This is a genomic window from Rickettsia conorii str. Malish 7 (assembly GCF_000007025.1).
Lineage (GTDB): Bacteria > Pseudomonadota > Alphaproteobacteria > Rickettsiales > Rickettsiaceae > Rickettsia > Rickettsia rickettsii.
Genome location: NC_003103.1, coordinates 42111 through 63516 on the forward strand (window position 1 = coordinate 42111; position 21406 = coordinate 63516).

Genomic DNA, 21406 nt, shown 5'->3' on the forward strand with positions numbered 1-21406 from the left:
CTGCTCGCAATGATGATTACCTATCAAACAAACACCATAACCCCTACCTTTCATTAAACCAGCCTATTTCCCTTAAATTTCATAAATCACGCCATCGTAAATAATTAATAAATATTAACTAATAGTAAATTTATTCATTAATTATTGTGTGTCGTAAATAAATAGTGTATAATGACCGATAAGTTAAGTGGTAAAATCATTAAAAGCAATAAGTTATAGGGGAAATTATAACTAATAAGAACAAAATTTTTTTTAATAAACTTTTACTAGCAACCAGTAGTATTATTGGGCTGCTTGCAAGCATGGGAGGCTTTGCGGCGGATATTATTCCGGCGGGAAATCCATCTTCTAATATAGGTACGATGAATGATTGAAGATATAATCACAACCATTATCTTCCACAAGATAATAACAATATTATTATCGCAGAAAATAACCATATGGTTAATTTTGCCCAAAATATTAATATTAATGATATTAATCTTTATGGTTTTAATGGGGTATTTACTATTATTGAAGGCAATCCAACTACAAGAGTTAGTATTAACAATATAACTAACGTTGACAATCTGCAAACTCAAAGGGCAGTTCAAAATGCTTTAGGAGCACCTCTTGCATATGGCGCCAATAATAATAATGCAAAAGCAAAGCTAAAGCTTATAAGCGGTAATGGAACAGGTGCTGAGCTAACCATTACCGGTAATATTACTAATACTAAAACTATGAGAGGAGAGGTAACTTTCGTAAAGATTCCTGATATTTATGAAATCGGCTCACAAACCAAACAAGTTTCTAAAGTGATGTTTGAAGGTAATCATGAACACAAATTGCATAATGATATTCATTCTAGACAAACTAATTTTGATTCGGGAACTTATAATATTTGCACGCAGGACATTACAATTAACGGTAACGTTAATGGCTCGACATTCGATCTTAGACGTAACGTAATTCTTACCGGTGATGTAGTACTTGAAGGTAATATTACTATAAATGCTTTAGGAGAAAGCGGTATAGTTTTTCAAAATCTCCCTACGGCATTCGGTACAAATATTGTGATTAATATTAATAGGGTTCACACGGCGAATGATGTAGCCGCCCTATCAATTTTGAGGATGAGTAATGGAGATGGATTTCTAATGGATATACTTATACTGCAGCAAACCGGTACAGGTGTGAATAATATGTATGTCGCTGGTAAGGCCGGTAACTTAACTACAGGGATTGCAGGCATAAAATTAACCGCTCCTAAAACGATACTCAAATAGTACCGGGACTACATGCTTCTGTAGAAAATAGCTTTAGCAATAAGCAACCTAAGGTGAAAGCTAGATTTATTTGGGCAGATAATTACTTTGAGAACACTACAAGTAGCAGCACACCGAAAGTCGGCTATAATGTAGGTGCAAGTTTACTTACCGCTCATAAGAGAATATTGAGCTATTTGCAACGTATAACTGTAATTTACGCAGCAAATATACTAGCCACCAAAGGTTCATAAAGTTAAAGATATTGTTCTAAAAATATCATTCCTGTGCGGGATACCAAATCGTCATTGCGAGCAGCCGTAGGCTGCGTGGCAATCTCATGAAATAATAACAAACTCCTGAGATTGCTGCGTCAAATTACTTTGTAATTTTCCTTGCAATGACGAAAAAACAATATCCACGCAGCAATGCCTCATCGCCTTGTGAATTCCTTGCTCTTTTTGAAGTTAATCTTCGTCTACCATTCTTCATTTCACATCAGTATACTCATAATTCCCTAACCGGTTTTAGTACTAACTTTTTGTTACTAAAGATATTGATTTTAGAAAAGAAATTACTTTTTGGCTTTTTAAAATCACGTTGATAATTTTCACCGGTGATAGCATTATAGCTAGTAATTAAAGAAGGTATGACCTCGTTATAATATATTTTATAAAGGTCATGCATAGTTTCTTTGGTAGTTAAATATCCCCATTTTACGGTTTGTTGCGGTACTCTTGCTAAGGCTTCAATGCAGGCTATCGCTTCTTCAATTTCAGGGTTTTTATTTTTATACACGTCAGCTGCCGGTGATAAATTAGCTTGCATATCTTTAAACATAGCATCAATCATTAATGCCATATATTCATCGGTTTTAAATTTTCTTACAAATATTAGATTATTCCTACTGCTATAATTTAGAAGCTGAAATTTATATATAAAAATCATGAATTTTATAGCATAAACTTTTAAGCCGCTAACTTTATTTGCATTATAAAATTTAAGTTTCGTTTCATAATCTAATTGCTTTTTCATACCTGCTTTAAGGAGCTTACTCAGCAAATTATGACAATGTATTATGTCATTTTTTCTAGCAATTCGTACTTTATCGGTAGCTTTAGTACCGGAAAAATTAGCTGAATGACGAGTTATTTGCCTGCCTTTATCATCTCTCTTTATATCGGCAAAATGCCCAAGCTCTTGGGCTGCGATAATCTGAAGTCTTGCTGCCGCAGCAAAGCCGTTGCCGTAAGTCGGATGATCTTTATTATTTTCAGCAAAAGGATTACCGCCGCATGAAACAAAAATAGCTACGTCCTTGCCGTTAGTGCTTTGCATACCGCTATTACCGCCTACTCGTTGCCAGCTAACCATATCCATCATATCGCCGATATTATGTGAGTAGGTAAGAAATACTTCCGTCTTATTAAGAAGAAGCCACCTTATTACGATCGGATGAGCCGACTGAACAAAAATACGTGCTAGCATTTCGGTTACTTCTTTCTTAACCGGCTGTAGCTTTTGTATTTGCTTTTTTAAATTATCGAAAATTGATTTTATTTTTTGATCTGAAGCGGAATTTTTGTATAAATTTTGAAAAAGCTTGGTAGTTTCAGGGATTAAATGCGGGCTTGTTAGCTCTTCTTGACTAACCATTAAGCTTATATTAAGAGCAGGTTCGGTAAACCTTGCAAAATTGCAGCAATCATCGGTATCTATCCGTAATTTACCGGACTTAATTAATTGCATAGCCAAATGCTCATACTCTATTTCCATGTCTTGCTTATAAATAGCAGGAACACGGTCAAGAATGTGATATATGCTAGTCATTTTAAAAATTTAGTGGTTATTTTCTACATTACTTGTTGGTAGTACATCATCATTTTCGTCTATATTTAAAGGTATGAGCTCTAAGTTAAATACAAGCTCAGGTTCATTAGGTACGTGCTTCGGTTTAGGTTCTTCTTCAAATATGAGGTTTACAACAACATCTACCTTAGGGAATACTGTATCAAAGCAATCTTTAAAAAATTTATTTGACGATTTTAACTTTATTGCATCTAATGCTTTTTGTCTACCATCTTTATTTTTAATACATATGTTAATTGCCTCTCTCCTAAAAAATAAATGAGGATAATCATCGAAAATTTTTGTAATTAGCTCCGGCTGTTGCTCGCTAAAATATTTGAGACATACCTTATTACCATATCTAAATATTTTATATGCTAAGAATAAGACAAAACAACCTTGTTCTTCTTCAGTAAATTTATCAGCAAAATATTTTTGATTAAGAAAATCTTCAACTCCTCTTCTGATACCGGTTGAAGAAATCGCTATTTTTTTAAAGTGGTTTTGAGCAATCAACCGAAAAGCAAGATATCTTTATACTTCGCAGCTGTCCACTTTTTGCTTTCTCAGTTATTATTTCAGATTCAGGTACTTGCTTTTCCATTTGCCATAAATCGTACTCTACATTGCCGGAAGTAGTTTTCTTTATATCATCCCATGATGTGCTTAATCCTTCTTTTGTAGTAGTTAAAATTTGATTTAACAACGATTTAGAACTCTTTAATATATCCTCTGCATGATGATACATATAACTAATCAAAGAAATAGCATCTTGAAACGCTAATTTTTCCATAGGATTACTATTCATTTCTTTGATATTATTTGGTATCATAACGAAAAAATTTATTGTGCATTGGCAATTTAGTCGTAAAGAAATTACTGAAATCTGTCTCATTATTTTTTTTGATTTCTACACTCCTTAAATTAGCAAAAAGTAAAGCTAATCTCTGTAGATCTTGTCCTACAGGTACGGTTATATCAGATTGTTTATTAATCATTTTATAAAATTTAGTAAGTATATCTACTAGCTTTTTTTCTTCCTTAGAATTAAACATATTATCACCGGCATCATGCAGAACTGCTATTAGAGCAGTGGCAATAGAATTTAAAAAACCGGACGCTGCTATGTCGCCAAGATAACAAACCCATTTTATAAGAGAAGAGGCACTCACACGTTAAATACATCAGGAACTACTAGACCGCTACTTACAGCACTAGCAGTAATACATACATTGTTGTAAAGCCATATTAAAACATTTATAATATTCTTCTAATTTAGGGTTAATGACTTTCAATTCTTTAATTTGGTTGTTTATATCTGCAGTATACCCAACATTTGCAGATTGTAACATTTTTTTATGTCTGCAATTGCTTGCGCATGTCGAGCTATATCGTGGTCATGTTTAGCTATTATGCTTATTAATGCATTTAATGTTTGACTCACTTCTATTATATCATGCGAATCTTTATTATTAAACGAAGTTAATTGACTACTATCTCTCGATAACATCGGTGAATTATTAGTTTTATTAAGTTCTGGAGTTATTTGACTGAGAATTTCCTGAAATTCTTCCTCATTCTCTGGACAAGATATATATATATTTGTTAAGTACAGTACCAGCTTCGCTTAATTTGCCTGCTTTATAAAAAGCTTTTCCTAATAAAATATCAGTATCTTTAGGTTTAGATGTATATAGAGCTGTTTGTCGTAATGAAGCTACTGCCTTAAGGTAAAGCTCTGTTTGTTCAACATTATTATAATACTCTCCAACACAAGTAAGTGATGCCTTCATAATAATAGATATGTAGAAAACCTTTATATTGTTTAATTTAAGGTAAATATATTAAGTGCTTCTTTATATTCATTTTTACTTAAAAGTTCTCTTCCTTTAGAGATTAATTGGTTTACGATCTCTTTCATATTCTAATCTATTATTAGTTAATTGTTTAAATCATATTATGGCCGCCGTTGATAGAAATAGTCTCACCTGTGATAAATCCGGCATTTTCATCAACTAAAAATGCCACGGCTCTAGCTATTTCTTCCGGCTGTCCTAGTCTTTTTTTGGGGATACTATTAACGATTTTAACAAGCACGTCTTCGGGTACTGCTCCTACCATTTTGATTGCAATATACCCTGGAGCTATACAGTTAATGGTGATATTTTTAGAAGCAGTTTCACGAGCAAGGGCCTTAGTAAAGCTGATAATTCCAGCTTTAGCAGCAGAGTAATTAGTCTGCCCAATCTGCCTTGCTTGAGCATTAATTGAACTGATATTTATTATACGACCGTAATCTTGGTTTCGTATCTGCTCCATTACGCTACTGGACATATTAAAGCAAGAATTGAGATTAATGTTCATCACATCATTCCAATCTTGATAACTCGTTCTATGTAGCATTTTATCTTTGGTAATACCGGCATTATTTACAAGAATACTTACCGGTTTTTTAAACTCCTCTTCAATTTCCTTTACTGCTTTTCTACATTCTTCAAAATTCGCAATATTCCAGCGTTTGGTTTTTATACCGTATTTTTCTTCTATTTCTTTAGCAGTGTCGTAATTGCTGAAAAAATTAGCAACTACCGTAAGACCCTTATTTTTTAATTCTAAAGCGGTAGCTTTACCTATTCCTCTAGTACCACCTGTTACAATTGTAAGTTCTGACATTATTTCTCCATACCTATATTTTGACTTTTATTAAATTTAACCGGTGGGGTTATACTTAGTTTAAGCTGTGATACCGATTTAGTTAACGGTTTAACAACTTTCCTATCACTGCGTATTGCGATAGATTCTCTAGGGTGCTTTTTTTCATATTCTGCATCTATCTTTTATCCATCTTTTTTTTGTCTGCAATTTTATTAGTTTTAGCAGTTAATGCCATTATAGCAGCAAGTGTTTCTTTTCTACTTTTTGGAATGACTCTTTTATTTTCTTTTTTATAGTGCCGTAACAACCTATTGTTGCACCGCCTGCATAAATTACTACCTGCTTGCTGAGTAATATGACAGTTTTTAAGTAATTGTTTATCGATGTTTGTTTTCTTTTTATGATACTGCTTGAGATATTTTATTATGTTCATTAAGCCCTTCTCTATCTTTACCGCTAGCACACATTGTGCATATTTCTTCCTGAGGTAAATTTATTAAACTAGTGGTTTTAGTTTCTTGTTTATTTTGTCTTATTTTCGCTGTTAAATTACTTAAGACATCTGATATATTTAGATTAATATTTTCTTTATCAAAAGATATAAAAGGAAGTTTTGTCTAGAAGGATACTCTAAAAGGAATATCTGCTTGTTCAATATTTTTTCTTAATGTTACAGCTTTTTTTAATATTTCTTTTTCCTGATCCGTTAAATTTGCATTGTTAATTGTTTCTGCTGCATTTCCTTTAGGTTTATTTATCCTAAAAAAATGTTCAAATTTGCTTCTCGGTTTAATATGTGCTTTTAATTCATCAATTCCTTTTTCAGTCGGTAAATTTTTTGCTATTTTGTTTAAAGTATCACTCACTCCTGCAAAGTTATTTGTTACTCCTATAAGCCTAAATAAATTAAGAGGAGTATTAGTATTTTTCCCACCGACATTTTCCATAGATTTTTTTGTCTGATCAGTAATTGTGGGATCATTGCCAGCTCCTATAGGACCTGAGTTTAATGTATTAGTATGAAGAATAACGCCTTCTTCAAGCCATTCTTGAGCTTGGCGTGCATTTAATTTGGTAATTTTTTGTCTAGAATCTATATCATTTGAAATCGAAGCTAATGTACCTGCATGTTTAGATGTAAGCAATGTTTCAAAATTTTTACCGTCTTTGTCGGTTATTGCCCCAATTTTCTCAAAGGCGTTTTTCATGCCAACAATTTGTCGTAACTGGGTTGGGATAACATGCCTACCGTTTTAAATTGTATCAGTATACTGATCAACAAGCTTCCTCTCGCATTCAGGCATTACATTATACCAGTTTTTACCGTCTCTATTTTGATATTCTTGCTTTTGTTCTTCTGTCAAGCCTTTAAAAGCTACTTCCGCTTCGACTACAATATGCTTTTTTCCCTCATCATTGATGACTTTTGACAAAGTGACTATATTACAATGCTCATCATTGAAATTTTGAAAATCTTTAGCAACATTTAATTTTTTATGAACATTTTTAATATCATTTTTTCCTAGCAATTCAGCAACACTGTCAATTTCAGCTTGCCTATTTTTGAGATGTTTTCTTGTGATTTTTCCATATTAAAAGCATTAAAACGATTAATAAATTTTACTGTTTTTTTATTTAATTTCAGTACAAGCTCAGGTTTATTTTTGCCCTTTGCTATGTTTATCGCTCCTCTGATAGCATTTAAATATTCAAAAGCTTTAGTGCCTAAAACAATTTTTTCATTGGGATTGTTACGACCGTCACGTATTAATATTGGAGTTTCACCGTTTTTTCCTTCAATGTTCGCTCTATTTGTTTCTAAAGTAACGCCTACTCCGGGTGTGGTTAAAAATTCTTTTGTATGATTTAATAAAAACTCCTTATCGTTATCAAATTGTTTTTTTAATGATGAAAGCATTATAAAATTCTATATGTAGTTGTGCATCTCTTGTTATTTTAATTAAAAATTATTATATAAAAATAATCTAGTTAAAAATATTTAACTTTATTAATTAAAATATATTATTTATATGAATATTGATAAATTTACTGCACATGCTAAATCAGTGATAGCTAGTAGCCAATTACTTGCTGCTAAAAATGATCATCAGCAAATATTACCTTTGCATTTATTATCTAGTCTTTTAAGTGAAGAAACAGGTATAATTCAAACCCTTATTAATAATACTGGCGGTAATATAAACTTATTAAAAGATCAAGTTCAGCTAGAACTAAATAAAATCCCAAAAGTTCAGGTTGAGGGAGGGGGACAAGTTTATTCTTCTGCTGAAGCTCTTAAAGTTTTAGAAAAAGCTAGTAGCATTGCTAAAGACAATGGGGATAGCTTTGTAACCATAGAGCGTATATTTGAAGCATTAACGTATGATAATACTATAGCCGGTAAAATTTTAACGAATAATGGAATTAATAATAAAAAAATAGCAACAGCTATTTTACAGTTTCGTAAAGGCAAAAAAGCAGATACCGAATCGGCAGAAAATAGTTACGATGCTTTAAAGAAATACGGCAGAGACGTAACAGAGCTTGCCGAAAGCGGTAAGCTTGATCCGATAATTGGACGTGATGAAGAAATAAGAAGAACGGTGCAGGTACTATCACGACGTATGAAAAATAATCCTGTATTGATTGGAGAACCTGGAGTCGGTAAAACTGCTATAATAGAGGGGCTTGCACAACGAATATTTAGTAAGGACGTACCTGAATCGCTTATTAATTGCCGTATTATTGAGCTTGATATGGGAGCTTTAATAGCGGGAGCTAAATATCGAGGCGAATTTGAAGAACGTCTTAAAGCAGTGCTTAGCGAAATCAAAGAATCAAGCGGTGAAATTATTTTATTTATCGATGAATTGCATCTATTAGTCGGTACGGGAAAAACCGACGGTGCTATGGATGCCTCGAATTTACTAAAGCCGATGCTTGCTCGTGGTGAGCTGCATTGTATCGGTGCTACTACTTTAGATGAATATCGTAAATATATCGAGAAAGATGCGGCACTTGCTCGTCGTTTTCAGCCTGTTTACGTGAGTGAGCCGACGGTTGAGGATACTATATCAATACTTAGAGGAATTAAAGAAAAATATGAGCTGCATCATGCAGTGCGAATTTCCGATAGTGCAATAGTTGCAGCAGCGACGTTATCAAACCGTTATATTACCGATCGTTATTTACCTGATAAAGCTATTGATTTGATTGATGAAGCTTGTAGCCGTATGAAAATAGAGCTATCAAGTAAACCAGAAGAGCTTGATGAGCTGGACCGTCGTATTATTCAGATAAAAATAGAGCTTGCAGCACTTAAAAAAGAAAATGACGAGCATTCTAAAAAGAAAATAGAGCATTTAACTACAGCATTAGAAAAATTAGAGTCTCAATCCTATGATATGGGAGCTAAATGGCAAGCTGAAAAGTCTAAACTACAGCAAACACAAAAGCTCAAAGAAGAACTAGACCGTAGCCGAAACGAGCTTGAACGTGCCGAACGTGATGCTAATCTCGCTAAAGCTAGTGAGCTAAAATACGGAATTATACCTGAGATTATGAAAAAGCTTCAGGAAGCCGAAAGTATGGATAATAAAGGGCTGTTAAAAGAAATTGTATCGGAAAGCGATATAGCAAGTATTATCTCTCGTATTACTGGTATTCCAATTGATACGATGCTATCAAGTGAACGTGAGCGTCTGCTTGTGATGGAGCAGAAATTACGAGAATCGGTAATAGGGCAGGATAAGGCAATTAAAGGTGTTAGTGATGCGGTAAGAAGATCACGTGCAGGGATTCAAGATATTAACCGCCCGCTTGGTTCGTTCTTATTCTTAGGACCGACCGGAGTCGGTAAAACCGAGCTTACCAAAGCCTTAGCTGGTTTTCTTTTTGATGACCGTAATGCAATACTTCGTATAGATATGTCAGAATATATGGAGAAGCACGCTATTTCTCGCCTGATAGGAGCTCCTCCCGGCTATATCGGATATGATCAAGGCGGAGTGTTGACGGAGGCAGTAAGACGCCGTCCTTATCAGGTAATATTATTTGATGAGGTTGAAAAAGCCCATCCCGACATATTTAATATTATGCTGCAAATACTTGATGAGGGAAGATTAACAGATAGTCAAGGTATAACGGTTGATTTTAAGAATACTATAATAGTTTTAACGTCTAATTTAGGTGCTGAGATACTCGTTAATCAGAAAGAGGACGAAGATACATATAAAGTAAAGGATGAGGTTATGGAATATGTAAAAGCAGTATTTAAACCTGAGTTTTTAAACAGACTAGACGAGATTATATTATTCCATCGCCTAAATCGTAATAATATTCATGATATAGTTAAGATACAGCTTGAAAGTTTAAAGAAAATTTTACTAGCACAAAATATTATTCTTGAATTTGATGAATCTGCATTAAATTATTTAGCCGAAAAAGGTTATGATCCAAGCTTTGGAGCAAGACCCTTAAAACGTCTTATCCAGCGGGAAATACAAAATAATTTAGCCAAAATGATTTTAGCAGGTGAAATAAGTAGCGGTAAAACGGTTAAAATAAATTCAAAGGATAAAGAATTGAAGGTAACAATGAGTTGATTAATTTTTTCCGAATAACGAATTATCGCATAATCCACTATTCTTGTTAAAGGCACTGTTTAATAATTATTGATTTTGTCATTGCGAGCTATTAAAAGATTTGTTGCATAGCTCAAAAAATGCGTTTGATGTCATTCCTGCGGGAGCGGGAATGACACAAAACGAGCAATGCAACAAGACCACAACTAAAAGGAGTATGGTCATCTAGAAAAAGTAATAAAAAAATTCTATAAATTAGTATTAATAATATTCAATTTCAGCTAATGTTATACTTTCAGTACCTGATAATTTATAATAATCACTACTAGTAGAGTTAGGAATTTGTAAGTCAAATAATAGTGCGTTTTCTTCTTTATACGGATCAACTAAGTAAGAATTTGTAATATCTGTAACTATTGGCGATAAATAGGTTGTTGTTTCAATAAGCTTATCAATAGCATTCTGTCCGTCTTTTAATATTTTATTGACTAGTTTTTTATCTTTATAAAAAGTATTTATGGCCCCTATTAAGGCTGTTGATATATCATATATAATAACACCGTTTTTAATTATATTGTTTATATTAGAGTCTAATGTTGCTGTTTTAGAAAAAATTAAAGAAATAACAGCAGGATATTTATTAAATACATTAGGTAGTTCTAAAAAAGTATTTATGGCTGAATAGGCAGAATTGGTTGCTTCTGAAAAACAATAAAATGCTTTGTATATGTTTTCATAATTGCTATTGCTCATAAACTTACCTCTTTTTTATATATGTAATTGCCATGTTTTATGGTAATTACATATCATACTACTAAATTAAGAAGTGTCAATATTAAAAAATTATATTTCTTCTTAGAGGATATCAGTAAATAAATTTTAATTACTAATATCCTCTAAACTCCACCTAGCTTTTGGACAGAAATTCAAAGGAGTAAATAACTTATTATTGTAACGCTCAAGTCCTGCATATGCAATCATTGCAGCATTATCGGTGCATAAGTGGATAGGTGGATAAATAAGCCGATAACCATATGTTTTAGCACAGCTACTTAATATTTTTTGTAAATATTTATTAGCAGCGACACCGCCGGCAATAACTATATTCTTCTTATCAAAATTATTTGTTATTTGTTCATATGCTCTAATAGCATCTTGTACCTTACTACTTAGAATTTCTCCTATAGTAAATTGAAAACTTGCCGCTATATCATTGATTACAGTGTCATTAATTTCCTTTAAAGTCATTATTAAAGTACGCACGGCAGTTTTAAGTCCTGAAAAGGACATATTGCAATTACCGCTGTTAATTATAGGTTTTGGAAATTTATATTTATGAGGATCGCCAAGTTTTGCTCTTTTCTCAATTTCAGGTCCTCCGGGAAAAGCTAAGTTTAGCATTTTGGCTACCTTGTCAAAGGCTTCGCCTACGGCATCATCTATAGTAGATCCTAGTATTTTATATTTTCCGAGACCTAAAACTGCTACAAATTGGCAATGTCCGCCTGAAGCTAACAAGAGTAAATAAGGATAAGGAATATTATCGGTTAGTCTTGCGGTTAAAGCATGACCTTCTAAATGATTAATTGCAATAAAGGGTTTTTTTAAAGCACTGCTTAGTGATCTTGCAAACATTGAGCCAACTATAACACCGCCGATTAAACCTGGACCGGAAGTTGCAGCAATTGTACTAATGTCCGTTAATTTAGTGTTGCTTTCTTTTAAAACATTTTTTAATGCTTTATCTAGATGCGATAAGTGAGAACGTGCAGCAATTTCAGGTACTACCCCTCCAAAAACTGCATGTTCTGTATTTTGTGAAATGATTATATTAGATAAGATTTCTCGATTTTCGGTGATTATAGAAACAGCTGTATCATCACAGCTTGATTCTATACCTAAAATTTTTATCATTCAAATTGAAACTAATTAGAGGCGTTGTTAAGTAAAAAATGATAGTTTGCGTCATTGTGACAACACCAACACCCGCTTGTAATCACGATATCTATCTTTATTTAATAATGCCTAATGAGATACCTTTAAGGTATTTAATTGATTATACAGCTTATAAATAGATTGTTCGGCATCAATAATTTTTTTATTAACTATTTTTAATAGTTTTTCTGAAGATTTTTCTGTTATTTGCGTTGCAGCACTTACTTGCTCCGCTAAATTTTTAAGTGATTCTTGTATTTCTACAAAAGATTTTTTAAATTGTTCTTTGATAGTAATAGATGATTCTTCAAGCTCTTTAATTTTTAAGCATAGATTTTCTAATAAATGATCTATTTTAGTTTGCATTAAAGTCAATTTTTGCTTTTGTTTTTCACTAAGATAGTTTAAAGTTTCTTGCATTTTTGCCTGTATACGTACTTTTGTAGTACGTTCAAGTTCTGAAGCTAAACCGATTTTACTCATTAAAAATATTATCCATTTGTGAACGTCCAAATGATACCATTTTGCACCGTTACGATAATCTGAAGGAAAAGCATGATGGTAATTATGCCAATTTTCACCGAGTAAGAATAATGCCATCCACCAAATATCTCCAGCAGTGCCTTTGTAATATTTTTTACTACCGGCAAAGTGGCATAAAGAATTAACGCAGAAGGTTGCTTGCTGCTGTAGGAATCTACCGAGCCCCATAAATAAAAATCCTGCATATGCCGATTGCATAGTACCACCGACTAAGTAACCGATAAATAAAGGCACGACAATATTCATAAAAGCTGCTATTTGCCAATAATATTTTAGCTGCCATTTTAATAAATTGTTTTTCCCGTGCTTAGCCCAAGTAATGCGATCAATAGACTTATAGCTACCGCTTCCGACTAGCATCCATCCTATATGAGACCACATAAAGCCTAAAAATTTATTATCAAATTTTAAAGGAGTATGTGGATCTTGGTCTTGATCCGTATATCTATGATGTTTATAATGATTCGATGCCCAAGATAAAGCTGGTCCTTGTAATGTTCCTGCAGACAGCATAATTAAGACAAACTCGGCATATTTATTTATTTTATAGGCATTATGAGACCATAACCTATGCAGACCGATCCCAACGGTAATATTATTAATATAATAACTAGCAATTATAAAAATAACTTCAGTTAGCCCTATTCCATAATCAAACGAATATTTAACTACAAGAGATATAATAAAAATAGGATAAAATATTAAAGCAAATAAAGCGGGCTTATTTAGTTTACTTAACATAAAATTTACAGTTTTTAGTTATAAAATATATATAAATCGGCAACGAATAAAATCTTAATTATATTATACATACTTAATGCATAAATACAAAGAAAATTTTGACAATAAAATTCTAGTTATCCTTTATTTAGACAACAACCGATAAACGAACGGTTGTAATAATTAAATTGTCTTTCCCTAAGACGTCTCTAATCCTATTTATATGAACATCTATGAGACGTTCATTAAAGGTCTCTTCACTTTCCCATAAATATTTTATTATTTCTTGACGCAAAAATACTTCATTTGGAACCTGAAAAAAAAGTTGTAAAATTTTAAACTCAGTAGGACCTAGAGGAATATTCAGTCCGTCTTTGTATACTTTTTCAGTATTTAAATCAATATTTAGATTCTTAAATTTAATAATATTATCTTGTACAACTGACTTGAAACGTCTCAATAAGCTCTTTAAAGTACCTACTATTTGCTCAGATAAGAAGGGCTTATAAAAAAATAGCACGTTATATATTCTGTTAGTTATTTATTGTTATTAAAGGATTTTCTTGTAATTCTGCACTAATAATCATGATAACAAGCAGCTGACTAAAAAAAATAAGTTAATGCTTTTTCTAGAGTTGAAGCCCTCATTATATTAAATCCTGCTCTCTCTTATATCATTACTTAAAGAAAGATTAACACTTTTTTATTTTTTTCTTCTATAATTAAAACTTCAGGTAGTAGCTTATCAAACACTGAATTAATCTTCATTAATATTTAGTAAATAATTAAAAATTTTTGTAATAATTTTCTAATTTATTAGGGTTTATAGCAAACTTTTTATAAAAAGAAACAAAGAAATAATAATTTTTAAAGATAATACTTGAATTTAATAGTTTTAGTTGCTATAAATAGCTTTATTTTAAAGTTTGTTTGTTGGAGATTCTTATATATCATGAGCTTTTATGAATCAGTTTTTATTATACGTCAAGACGTATCATTAAACGATATAGATAAAATCGTTGATGATTTTGCTAAAATTATTAAAGATAATAATGGCACTATCATAAAAAAAGAATATTGGGGGTTAAGAACTTTAGCTTACAAAATCGGTAATAACAAAAAAGGACATTATTATTTTTTAGGTCTAGATATTACTGGTAATGTAAAAGAAGAGCTAGAAAGAAAAATGAAGCTTAACGAAAATATCATTAGATTTCTTACAATTCAAGCAGATTCAATTAGTAGTGAACCTTCACCGATATTAAAAAATCAAAGTACAGAGAATACTCCGGTAATTGACGTAACGATTAATAATTAAATTTGTAAGAATTAAGGTTAAAGAATGTTAAAAAGTAATAATGCTAGTGAAACAGCTGCTCACAAGGTAGGAGATAAAACTGCTAAAAAAGTATTTTTTAGAAGACGTAAAGGATGCCCTCTTTCTGTGCCTAATGCACCTGTTATTGATTATAAAAACCCTGAGCTTTTAATAAAATTTGTCTCTGAAGGCGGTAGAATGTTACCAAGCAGGATCACAAATGTTTGTGCAAAGAAACAAAGAAAGCTAAATAATGCTATTAAAATTGCAAGAATTTTAGCGTTATTACCTTTTGTATTTCAAGCTAAATAAAGGCATAGTACATGGAAATTATATTAATAAAACCCGTAAGAAAATTAGGTAAAATTGGCGACATACTCAAAGTAGCAGACGGGTTTGGTCGTAATTATCTTTTACCGCAAAAATTAGCTATTAGAGCTACTGAGCCTAATAAAGAGCTAATAGTTAAACAAAAACACGAATTTGAAGCAAAAGATAAGCAAATAAGAGAAGAAGTAGAAAAAATTAATGCTCTTATTAAAGATCAACAATTAGTTTTTATCCGTCAAACATCAAATGACGGTAAACTTTTCGGTTCGGTTACTAATAAAGAAATAGCCGATAAATTATCTGAAAATATATCTTATAATATCTCTCATTCAAATATTATTCTTGATAAACAAATTAAATCTACCGGAATTTATACAGTTGAAATAAGACTCCATGCAGAGCTTAATGCTATAGTTACGGTTATTGTTGCAAGATCAGAATCAGAAGCACAAGATTATTTACGCGAACAAAAGACTGAAACTTCAGAAGATTTAGCTGAGTTAGCATAAATTTTTTTTATCATCTAATTGTGTAGTTTTTTGTTACCATTGCAAAAGTAGAGTATTGTTGTATGGATTGAGAAACTTGCTCGATGTCATTCCCGTGTAGGCGGGCATCCAGCATAAAGCGAGATAAATCGAGCTTTTAATTTCAAGAATTTGCTGTATTTATACTTTTTTTCTGGGTTCCTGCTTTCGCAGGAATGACATAAGAGCCATGCAACAACGTCCCGCCTACGCGGAAATGATATACTACTAAGTTTGACCACAATATCCAAACACTTTACAGTACTAACATTTTTCAACTATGCTATATGAAAAATTTGAGTATAATATCAATAATCTAATAGGTAATTTTGGCTTATCTAAAATATCGATTGCAGTATCTGGTGGGAGCGATTCGGTAGCACTTCTTTATCTTGCTAATATTTGGGCAGAGAAAAATAATATAGAATTATTTGTTATATCGGTTGATCATAACTTACGGGAACAGTCGAAGCAAGAGACCCATTATATCCAAAATATCAGTAATAGTCTAAATCGCAAGCATTATAGTTTATCTTTTGACCATCAAAATAATTTTTCCAATTTACAAGAAAGAGCAAGAGAAGGACGCTATGATTTGATGACAAATCTATGTCTAGAACTCGATATATTAGTACTTTTAACTGCTCATCATGAAGATGATTACGTAGAAAATTTTTGTTTAAGATTAGAGCGTAATAGCGGTATATTTGGACTTAGTAGCAGTAATATCAATTGGTATAATAATATACAAATAATTAGACCGCTATATAATATTCCAAAAAGTGAATTAGTAGAATATTTAGTCAGGCATAATATAAAATGGTTTGAAGATGAGTCAAATTCATCTGATAAATATAGACGAAATGTTATTAGGCAAAAATTAGCTAAAGGTGCAGATTATATTAGACATTTTTCCAAACCAGTTTATAGAGAGGAATTTAAAGGAGACACGGAACGCAGCACCGCAGCGTACACTTTAGTACGTGAGGATGCGAGTACCGGAACGGCGTCTAAATTATCTCTAGAAGCGAAGTGTGGAAAGATGTCTAAAGCCGCAATAATCTCACAACAACTTAAAACCAACAAACTTATAGAAAACGAGTTTAAGCCTGAATTAATATCGGCGATAGCTGAAGCGGTCAAGATTTTTGAATATGGCTTTGCTTTTCTTGATTTAGTTAAATTTGATAAGTTTTCAAATGAGGTGAAAGTACAAATAATTAATTTTTTACTGATAATAATTAGTGGACAATCTAGAGCAGCTCGTTTTTATTCGGTAGAACCTATTTTGAAATTAATTACTCAAGACGTAAACTTTAAGAATACACTTCATGGCTGTATAATTAAGCGCATACAAAACGAGTTACTTATATACAGGGAATTCGGCAAAAAATTGCCTGAGAGTAAAATATTACTAGATAAATCCGTTATTTGGGATAATAGATTTTGTATCACAAAAAATCAAGAAACTCCAAATTGTTTTGTAACTCATCTATCGTTAAAAGATTATAAAATAATAAAGAAACAATTAGATTTAGAACCTTTGAAAAATCTATCCTGCAAAAACCACAATGCAGTTTTATTGACCTTACCTATCATTAAAATACTTGAAAAAGTTATAGCAATACCACATATATCATATTATGATAACGACATGTGGAACTTTGAAGTATCTTTTTCTCCAAATTTTGTATCTCGTTTCACCCATTTTTGCTAACACCGGTATTTAAGAGGTTATCTGTAAATAAATTTTAACGATAAAATTTATTTACAGACCTCTCTTATACCAATAAAAATTTTTATTAGGTTTTATATCGATGAATAATCAAGGTAGAAGTATTTTAGCTTGGGCAACACTTTTTATTTTTGTAATATTACTTTTTAATGTGTTCCAATCTGACAGTTTACTTGGTGGAAGAAATAATATAACTTTCTCGGATTTTTTAACACGAGTTGATGAAAAGACCGTTAATTCGGTAAAAATTCAGGGTAGAGTAATTGAAGGCACTTCAAATGACGGCTCTACTTTTAATACTTATGCTCCTGATTATCCTGATTTAGTAAATCGTCTTACTAGCAATGACGTTAATATTGAAGTAGTGCCTCTTGAAACAAGAATGAATACCTTTTTAGGCTTTTTAATTTCTTGGTTTCCTATGCTTTTATTGATAGGTGTTTGGGTTTTTTTCATGCGTCAAATGCATGGAGGTGGGAAAGCCATGGGGTTTGGAAAATCTAAAGCTAGGTTGCTATCAGATAAAGGACCAAAAATTACCTTTAAAGATGTAGCAGGTATCGATGAAGCAAAAGAAGAATTAACTGAAATAGTAGATTTTTTAAGGGATCCAAGCAAGTTCCAAAAGCTTGGTGGTAAAATACCGAAAGGCTGCTTACTTATAGGTCCTCCTGGAACCGGTAAGACACTTCTTGCTAAAGCAATTGCAGGTGAGGCTAATGTTCCGTTTTTTAGCATATCCGGCTCTGATTTTGTTGAAATGTTTGTAGGTGTCGGTGCAAGCCGTGTGCGTGACATGTTTGAACAGGGTAAACGTAATGCTCCTTGTATTATCTTTATCGATGAAATTGATGCGGTAGGTCGTCATAGAGGTATCGGTATGGGTGGCGGCAATGATGAACGTGAGCAAACCTTAAACCAAATGTTAGTCGAAATGGATGGATTTGAAGCAAACGAGGGAGTTGTGATCATTGCAGCTACAAACCGTCCTGACGTTCTTGATCGTGCATTATTGCGTCCCGGTAGGTTTGATCGTCAAATTGCCGTTGCAAACCCTGATATAAACGGTCGTGAGCAAATTCTAAAAGTACATTTAAAGAAAATTAAATATAATAGTACGGTACTAGCACGAATTATTGCTCGCGGTACCCCGGGCTTTTCCGGTGCTGAACTTGCTAACTTAGTTAATGAAGCTGCTCTTATTGCTGCAAGGCTTGGTAAGAAAGAAGTAGATATGCACGACATGGAAGAGGCAAAAGATAAGGTGCTGATGGGAGTTGCACGTCGCTCCATTGCAATGTCGGAGAAAGAAAAAAGGTTGACTGCATATCATGAAGGCGGACATGCATTAGTAGGACTTTATTGTCCTGCAGCATCGCCTATTCATAAGGCTACGATTATACCGCGTGGTAATGCTCTTGGGATGGTGCAAAGACTTCCTGAAACTGATGAATATTCTCAGAATCGTGAACAGATGGAATCATCTATAGCAGTTTATATGGCAGGAAGAGTAGCGGAGGAAATTATTTTCGGTAGAAATAAAGTTACCTCAGGAGCTTCGTCGGATATAAAAGGTGCAACTAATATTGCCAGAGCGATGGTTACAAAAGCAGGTTTAAGTGATTTAATAGGACCGATATTTCACGGTTCAAGTGGTGATGATATGTATGGTAGACAACCTAATAATGAAACCTCGGAAGCTACTGCAGAGTTAATTGATGCTGAAGTTAAAAGAATTATTACGCAAGGATATGAATTTGCAAAAGATATTTTAACAAAACATATAGATCAACTTCATACCTTAGCAAATGCTTTAATTGAATATGAGACATTGTCCGGTCAGCAAATTAAAAATTTACTTAGTGGTAGAGCTTTAGATTCAGAAGAGGAGAATAAATTTCCTTTTAATGATTCATCTACTATAAAAATAGATAAAGAAAAATCACCTGAGAAAACAAAAACAACTAAAGCTAAAAAAGAAAATTACGCTTCCTAAGTTTAGTAGTATAATTTATGTATAAATTTATAGATTTATTTTGTGGTATCGGTGGTTTTAGAAAAGCCTTGGAAATAAAGGGTCTTGAATGTATTTTTTCATAGACAAAGACGTACAAGAAGCATATAAAAGAAATTTCGGTGATAAGCCATGTAGACTTTTGTATGAAATAATCAGAATAGTACAATATCACAAACCATATATGACTCAATAAAAGAGCAGTTTAATGGATAATGGAATATACTCGATCAACTTTAAAAATTGGCTAAGTCGTTCTACAAGTACTGCGGTACTCACGTATTAAGTATATGCTGCGTTCCTCGTCTTGTGAACTCCTGGCTCTTTTTACAGTTGATCTTCGTATATGGATTGCTAACTATAAATATCGTCATTGTGAGTAGGCGTTGTTGCGTGGACCAGTAAATGCTCTTGATGTCATTCCCGCAGAAGCGGGAATCTTTGTTTTTTTAGGTTTATTTTGTTAGTACTAAGACTATTTTTTCTGGATTCCTGCTGCTGCGGGAATGACATCGGTATCCACGCTGGCAATACCTTGTGAGTAACTGTAAGTAGCATGGCAACCTAGAGACATTAATGTCATCCACGTAACAGGTATGAAAGATTGTGAATTAGCTAATTATTTTGTATAGTTCTAAAAACAAATTTTAAGAGAGTACTTAAAATGGCAGAGTTAAGGTTACCGCCAAATTCAGTAGTAAAAAAAGGTAGAGAGCATAAAGAACAAGAGGAAATGCTTAAACCTAGAAAGATAAAAATTTATAGGTATGACCCTGATCTTGATAAGAATCCTACTATCGATAGTTTTGAGATAGATTTAAGCAAAACCGGACCGATGATTTTAGATGCTTTAATTAAAATCAAAAACGAAATCGATTCTACTTTAACTTTTAGGCGTTCTTGTCGGGAAGGAATTTGCGGTAGTTGTGCAATGAATATTGACGGTACAAATACTTTAGCATGCATAAAACCAATAGAAGATATATCAGGCGATATCAAAATCTATCCGCTTCCTCATATGAAAGTAGTGAAAGATTTAGTACCTGATATGTCGCATTTTTATGCACAATACGAATCTATAGAACCTTGGCTCAAAACCGATAGCCCTACCCCTTCAAACTCTGAAAGGTTACAGTCGATTAAAGACCGAGAAAAGCTTGACGGTTTATATGAGTGTATATTATGTGCTTGCTGTTCTACTTCTTGTCCTAGTTATTGGTGGAACGGTGATAAATATTTGGGTCCTGCGATTTTACTACAAGCATATAGATGGATTGCCGATTCAAGGGATGATAATACCGGTGAACGTCTTGAAGCTTTAGAAGACCCATTTAAGCTTTACCGTTGTCATACGATTATGAACTGTACTAAGACCTGCCCGAAAGGTTTAAATCCTGCTAAAGCTATCGGTAAAATAAAAAGTTTAATTGCAGAACGTCACGGTTTGTGATTCTTAATTAATTATTTTTAAAAATGATAAAATAATGAAAAAAGCAATTATTTTCTGTTGATTGTAATAATACCATGATACAAGGTGACATGAATTATTGTGTCGCTGCAGAATATAAGAAAGTTGATAAGAAACTAAATCAAATATACCAAAGAAATATTAAAACATATTTCAGACAAACGAGAACAAGTTAATTTACTTAAAAAATCCCCAAATTTATGGATTAAGTACCGAGATGCTGATTGTGAATTTCGAAGTTTTGGGGTTTATGGCGGTTCCGTATATCCAATGATACTGCTTATGTGTCTTACATCTTACAGGAAAAACCGAAGAGCGTATAAAAAAGAATTTGAAGCCATGCTGAAATGTGAAGAAGGGGACTTAAGTTGTCCATTTATAATCAAGACTCAGAACCTAGGTTTTTTTGTGGACATTTCTAGTTGATTTGCTATTTTGAGGTATTTTGTAACAAAAATTAATAAGATTTTTGCGGAATAGTTA

The 21406-nt window shown here is 32.6% G+C and carries 23 protein-coding genes and 2 pseudogenes; 10 read left to right on the forward strand and 15 right to left on the reverse strand.

Features of this window, described 5'->3' with window-relative positions; translation table 11 throughout:
* Window positions 1–1139: 1139 nt before the first annotated feature.
* A pseudogene (locus tag RC_RS10925) lies at window positions 1140–1521 on the forward strand (autotransporter domain-containing protein).
* Between the two features lie 233 nt (window positions 1522–1754).
* Here RC_RS10925 and RC_RS00255 read toward each other — a convergent pair.
* The 11 genes from RC_RS00255 to RC_RS00305 all read right to left on the reverse strand — a co-directional run bounded on the left by RC_RS00255 (window position 1755) and on the right by RC_RS00305 (window position 7668).
* Complete coding sequence (locus tag RC_RS00255; protein WP_010976735.1) at window positions 1755–3077, reverse strand: DUF2748 family protein; 1323 nt, start codon at window positions 3075–3077, stop codon at window positions 1755–1757.
* Between the two features lie 9 nt (window positions 3078–3086).
* Window positions 3087–3611, reverse strand: a complete 525-nt coding sequence (locus RC_RS00260) for a hypothetical protein (protein ID WP_010976736.1) — start codon at window positions 3609–3611, stop codon at window positions 3087–3089.
* Window positions 3589–3927, reverse strand: a complete 339-nt coding sequence (locus RC_RS00265; protein WP_233417453.1) for a hypothetical protein — start codon at window positions 3925–3927, stop codon at window positions 3589–3591. Before RC_RS00265 ends, RC_RS00260 begins: the two co-directional genes overlap by 23 nt.
* Window positions 3914–4267: a hypothetical protein gene (locus RC_RS00270; RefSeq protein WP_010976738.1), complete on the reverse strand. Its 354-nt coding sequence runs from the start codon at window positions 4265–4267 to the stop codon at window positions 3914–3916. Before RC_RS00270 ends, RC_RS00265 begins: the two co-directional genes overlap by 14 nt.
* A gap of 140 nt (window positions 4268–4407) precedes the next feature.
* Window positions 4408–4605, reverse strand: coding sequence for a hypothetical protein (locus RC_RS00275; RefSeq protein WP_004996895.1), 198 nt, complete (start codon window positions 4603–4605; stop codon window positions 4408–4410).
* 64 nt (window positions 4606–4669) lie between these two features.
* Window positions 4670–4888: a hypothetical protein gene (locus RC_RS00280; RefSeq protein ID WP_010976739.1), complete on the reverse strand. Its 219-nt coding sequence runs from the start codon at window positions 4886–4888 to the stop codon at window positions 4670–4672.
* 154 nt (window positions 4889–5042) lie between these two features.
* Window positions 5043–5768, reverse strand: coding sequence for an SDR family oxidoreductase (locus tag RC_RS00285; protein WP_010976740.1), 726 nt, complete (start codon window positions 5766–5768; stop codon window positions 5043–5045).
* Window positions 5769–5925: 157 nt separating this feature from the next.
* Entirely contained in the window at window positions 5926–6183 is a 258-nt protein-coding gene (locus tag RC_RS08760; RefSeq protein WP_152023024.1) for a hypothetical protein, read from the reverse strand.
* Window positions 6184–6367: 184 nt separating this feature from the next.
* Entirely contained in the window at window positions 6368–6958 is a 591-nt protein-coding gene (locus RC_RS09775; RefSeq protein ID WP_010976742.1) for a hypothetical protein, read from the reverse strand.
* Window positions 6959–7003: 45 nt separating this feature from the next.
* Entirely contained in the window at window positions 7004–7279 is a 276-nt protein-coding gene (locus tag RC_RS00300) for a hypothetical protein (RefSeq protein WP_010976743.1), read from the reverse strand.
* The gene (locus RC_RS00305) at window positions 7273–7668 is read right to left on the reverse strand and encodes a hypothetical protein (RefSeq protein ID WP_010976744.1); all 396 of its coding nucleotides are present in this window, start codon (window positions 7666–7668) and stop codon (window positions 7273–7275) included. The genes RC_RS00300 and RC_RS00305 overlap by 7 nt, the downstream gene beginning before the upstream one ends.
* Window positions 7669–7780: 112 nt before the next feature.
* Between RC_RS00305 and clpB the strand changes: the two genes are divergently transcribed.
* Window positions 7781–10354 (forward strand): ATP-dependent chaperone ClpB, encoded by a 2574-nt coding sequence (clpB, locus tag RC_RS00310; RefSeq protein WP_010976745.1) that lies wholly within the window; start codon window positions 7781–7783, stop codon window positions 10352–10354.
* A gap of 240 nt (window positions 10355–10594) precedes the next feature.
* Here clpB and RC_RS00315 read toward each other — a convergent pair whose 3' ends face one another.
* The 4 genes from RC_RS00315 to RC_RS10015 form a co-directional block, all read right to left on the reverse strand.
* Window positions 10595–11086, reverse strand: a complete 492-nt coding sequence (locus tag RC_RS00315; protein WP_010976746.1) for a DUF5424 family protein — start codon at window positions 11084–11086, stop codon at window positions 10595–10597.
* 126 nt (window positions 11087–11212) lie between these two features.
* On the reverse strand, window positions 11213–12247 hold the full coding sequence (gene tsaD / locus RC_RS00320; protein WP_010976747.1) for a tRNA (adenosine(37)-N6)-threonylcarbamoyltransferase complex transferase subunit TsaD: 1035 nt from the start codon (window positions 12245–12247) through the stop codon (window positions 11213–11215).
* 111 nt (window positions 12248–12358) lie between these two features.
* Window positions 12359–13552 carry a fatty acid desaturase gene (locus RC_RS00325; RefSeq protein ID WP_010976748.1) on the reverse strand — a complete coding sequence of 398 codons (1194 nt, stop codon included), beginning with the start codon at window positions 13550–13552 and terminating at the stop codon, window positions 12359–12361.
* A gap of 127 nt (window positions 13553–13679) precedes the next feature.
* Entirely contained in the window at window positions 13680–14051 is a 372-nt protein-coding gene (locus RC_RS10015) for a winged helix-turn-helix domain-containing protein (RefSeq protein WP_010976749.1), read from the reverse strand.
* 432 nt (window positions 14052–14483) lie between these two features.
* Here RC_RS10015 and rpsF point away from each other — a divergent pair, with 432 nt between their 5' ends.
* The 8 genes and pseudogenes from rpsF to RC_RS10930 all read left to right on the forward strand — a co-directional run bounded on the left by rpsF (window position 14484) and on the right by RC_RS10930 (window position 21349).
* Window positions 14484–14849 carry a 30S ribosomal protein S6 gene (gene rpsF / locus RC_RS00335; protein WP_010976750.1) on the forward strand — a complete coding sequence of 122 codons (366 nt, stop codon included), beginning with the start codon at window positions 14484–14486 and terminating at the stop codon, window positions 14847–14849.
* Between the two features lie 24 nt (window positions 14850–14873).
* Window positions 14874–15161, forward strand: a complete 288-nt coding sequence (gene rpsR, locus RC_RS00340; protein ID WP_004996865.1) for a 30S ribosomal protein S18 — start codon at window positions 14874–14876, stop codon at window positions 15159–15161.
* A gap of 11 nt (window positions 15162–15172) precedes the next feature.
* Complete coding sequence (gene rplI, locus RC_RS00345) at window positions 15173–15688, forward strand: 50S ribosomal protein L9 (RefSeq protein WP_010976751.1); 516 nt, start codon at window positions 15173–15175, stop codon at window positions 15686–15688.
* 298 nt (window positions 15689–15986) lie between these two features.
* On the forward strand, window positions 15987–17423 hold the full coding sequence (gene tilS / locus RC_RS00350; protein WP_010976752.1) for a tRNA lysidine(34) synthetase TilS: 1437 nt from the start codon (window positions 15987–15989) through the stop codon (window positions 17421–17423).
* A 100-nt stretch (window positions 17424–17523) separates the two neighbouring features.
* Window positions 17524–19437, forward strand: coding sequence for an ATP-dependent zinc metalloprotease FtsH (gene ftsH, locus RC_RS00355; RefSeq protein ID WP_010976753.1), 1914 nt, complete (start codon window positions 17524–17526; stop codon window positions 19435–19437).
* 17 nt (window positions 19438–19454) lie between these two features.
* Window positions 19455–19541: a DNA cytosine methyltransferase gene (locus RC_RS10020; RefSeq protein WP_071597771.1), complete on the forward strand. Its 87-nt coding sequence runs from the start codon at window positions 19455–19457 to the stop codon at window positions 19539–19541.
* Between the two features lie 578 nt (window positions 19542–20119).
* Window positions 20120–20905 (forward strand): succinate dehydrogenase iron-sulfur subunit, encoded by a 786-nt coding sequence (locus tag RC_RS00360; RefSeq protein WP_010976754.1) that lies wholly within the window; start codon window positions 20120–20122, stop codon window positions 20903–20905.
* A gap of 89 nt (window positions 20906–20994) precedes the next feature.
* Window positions 20995–21349, forward strand: a pseudogene (locus tag RC_RS10930) (lysozyme inhibitor LprI family protein).
* The last annotated feature ends 57 nt before the right edge of the window (window positions 21350–21406 follow it).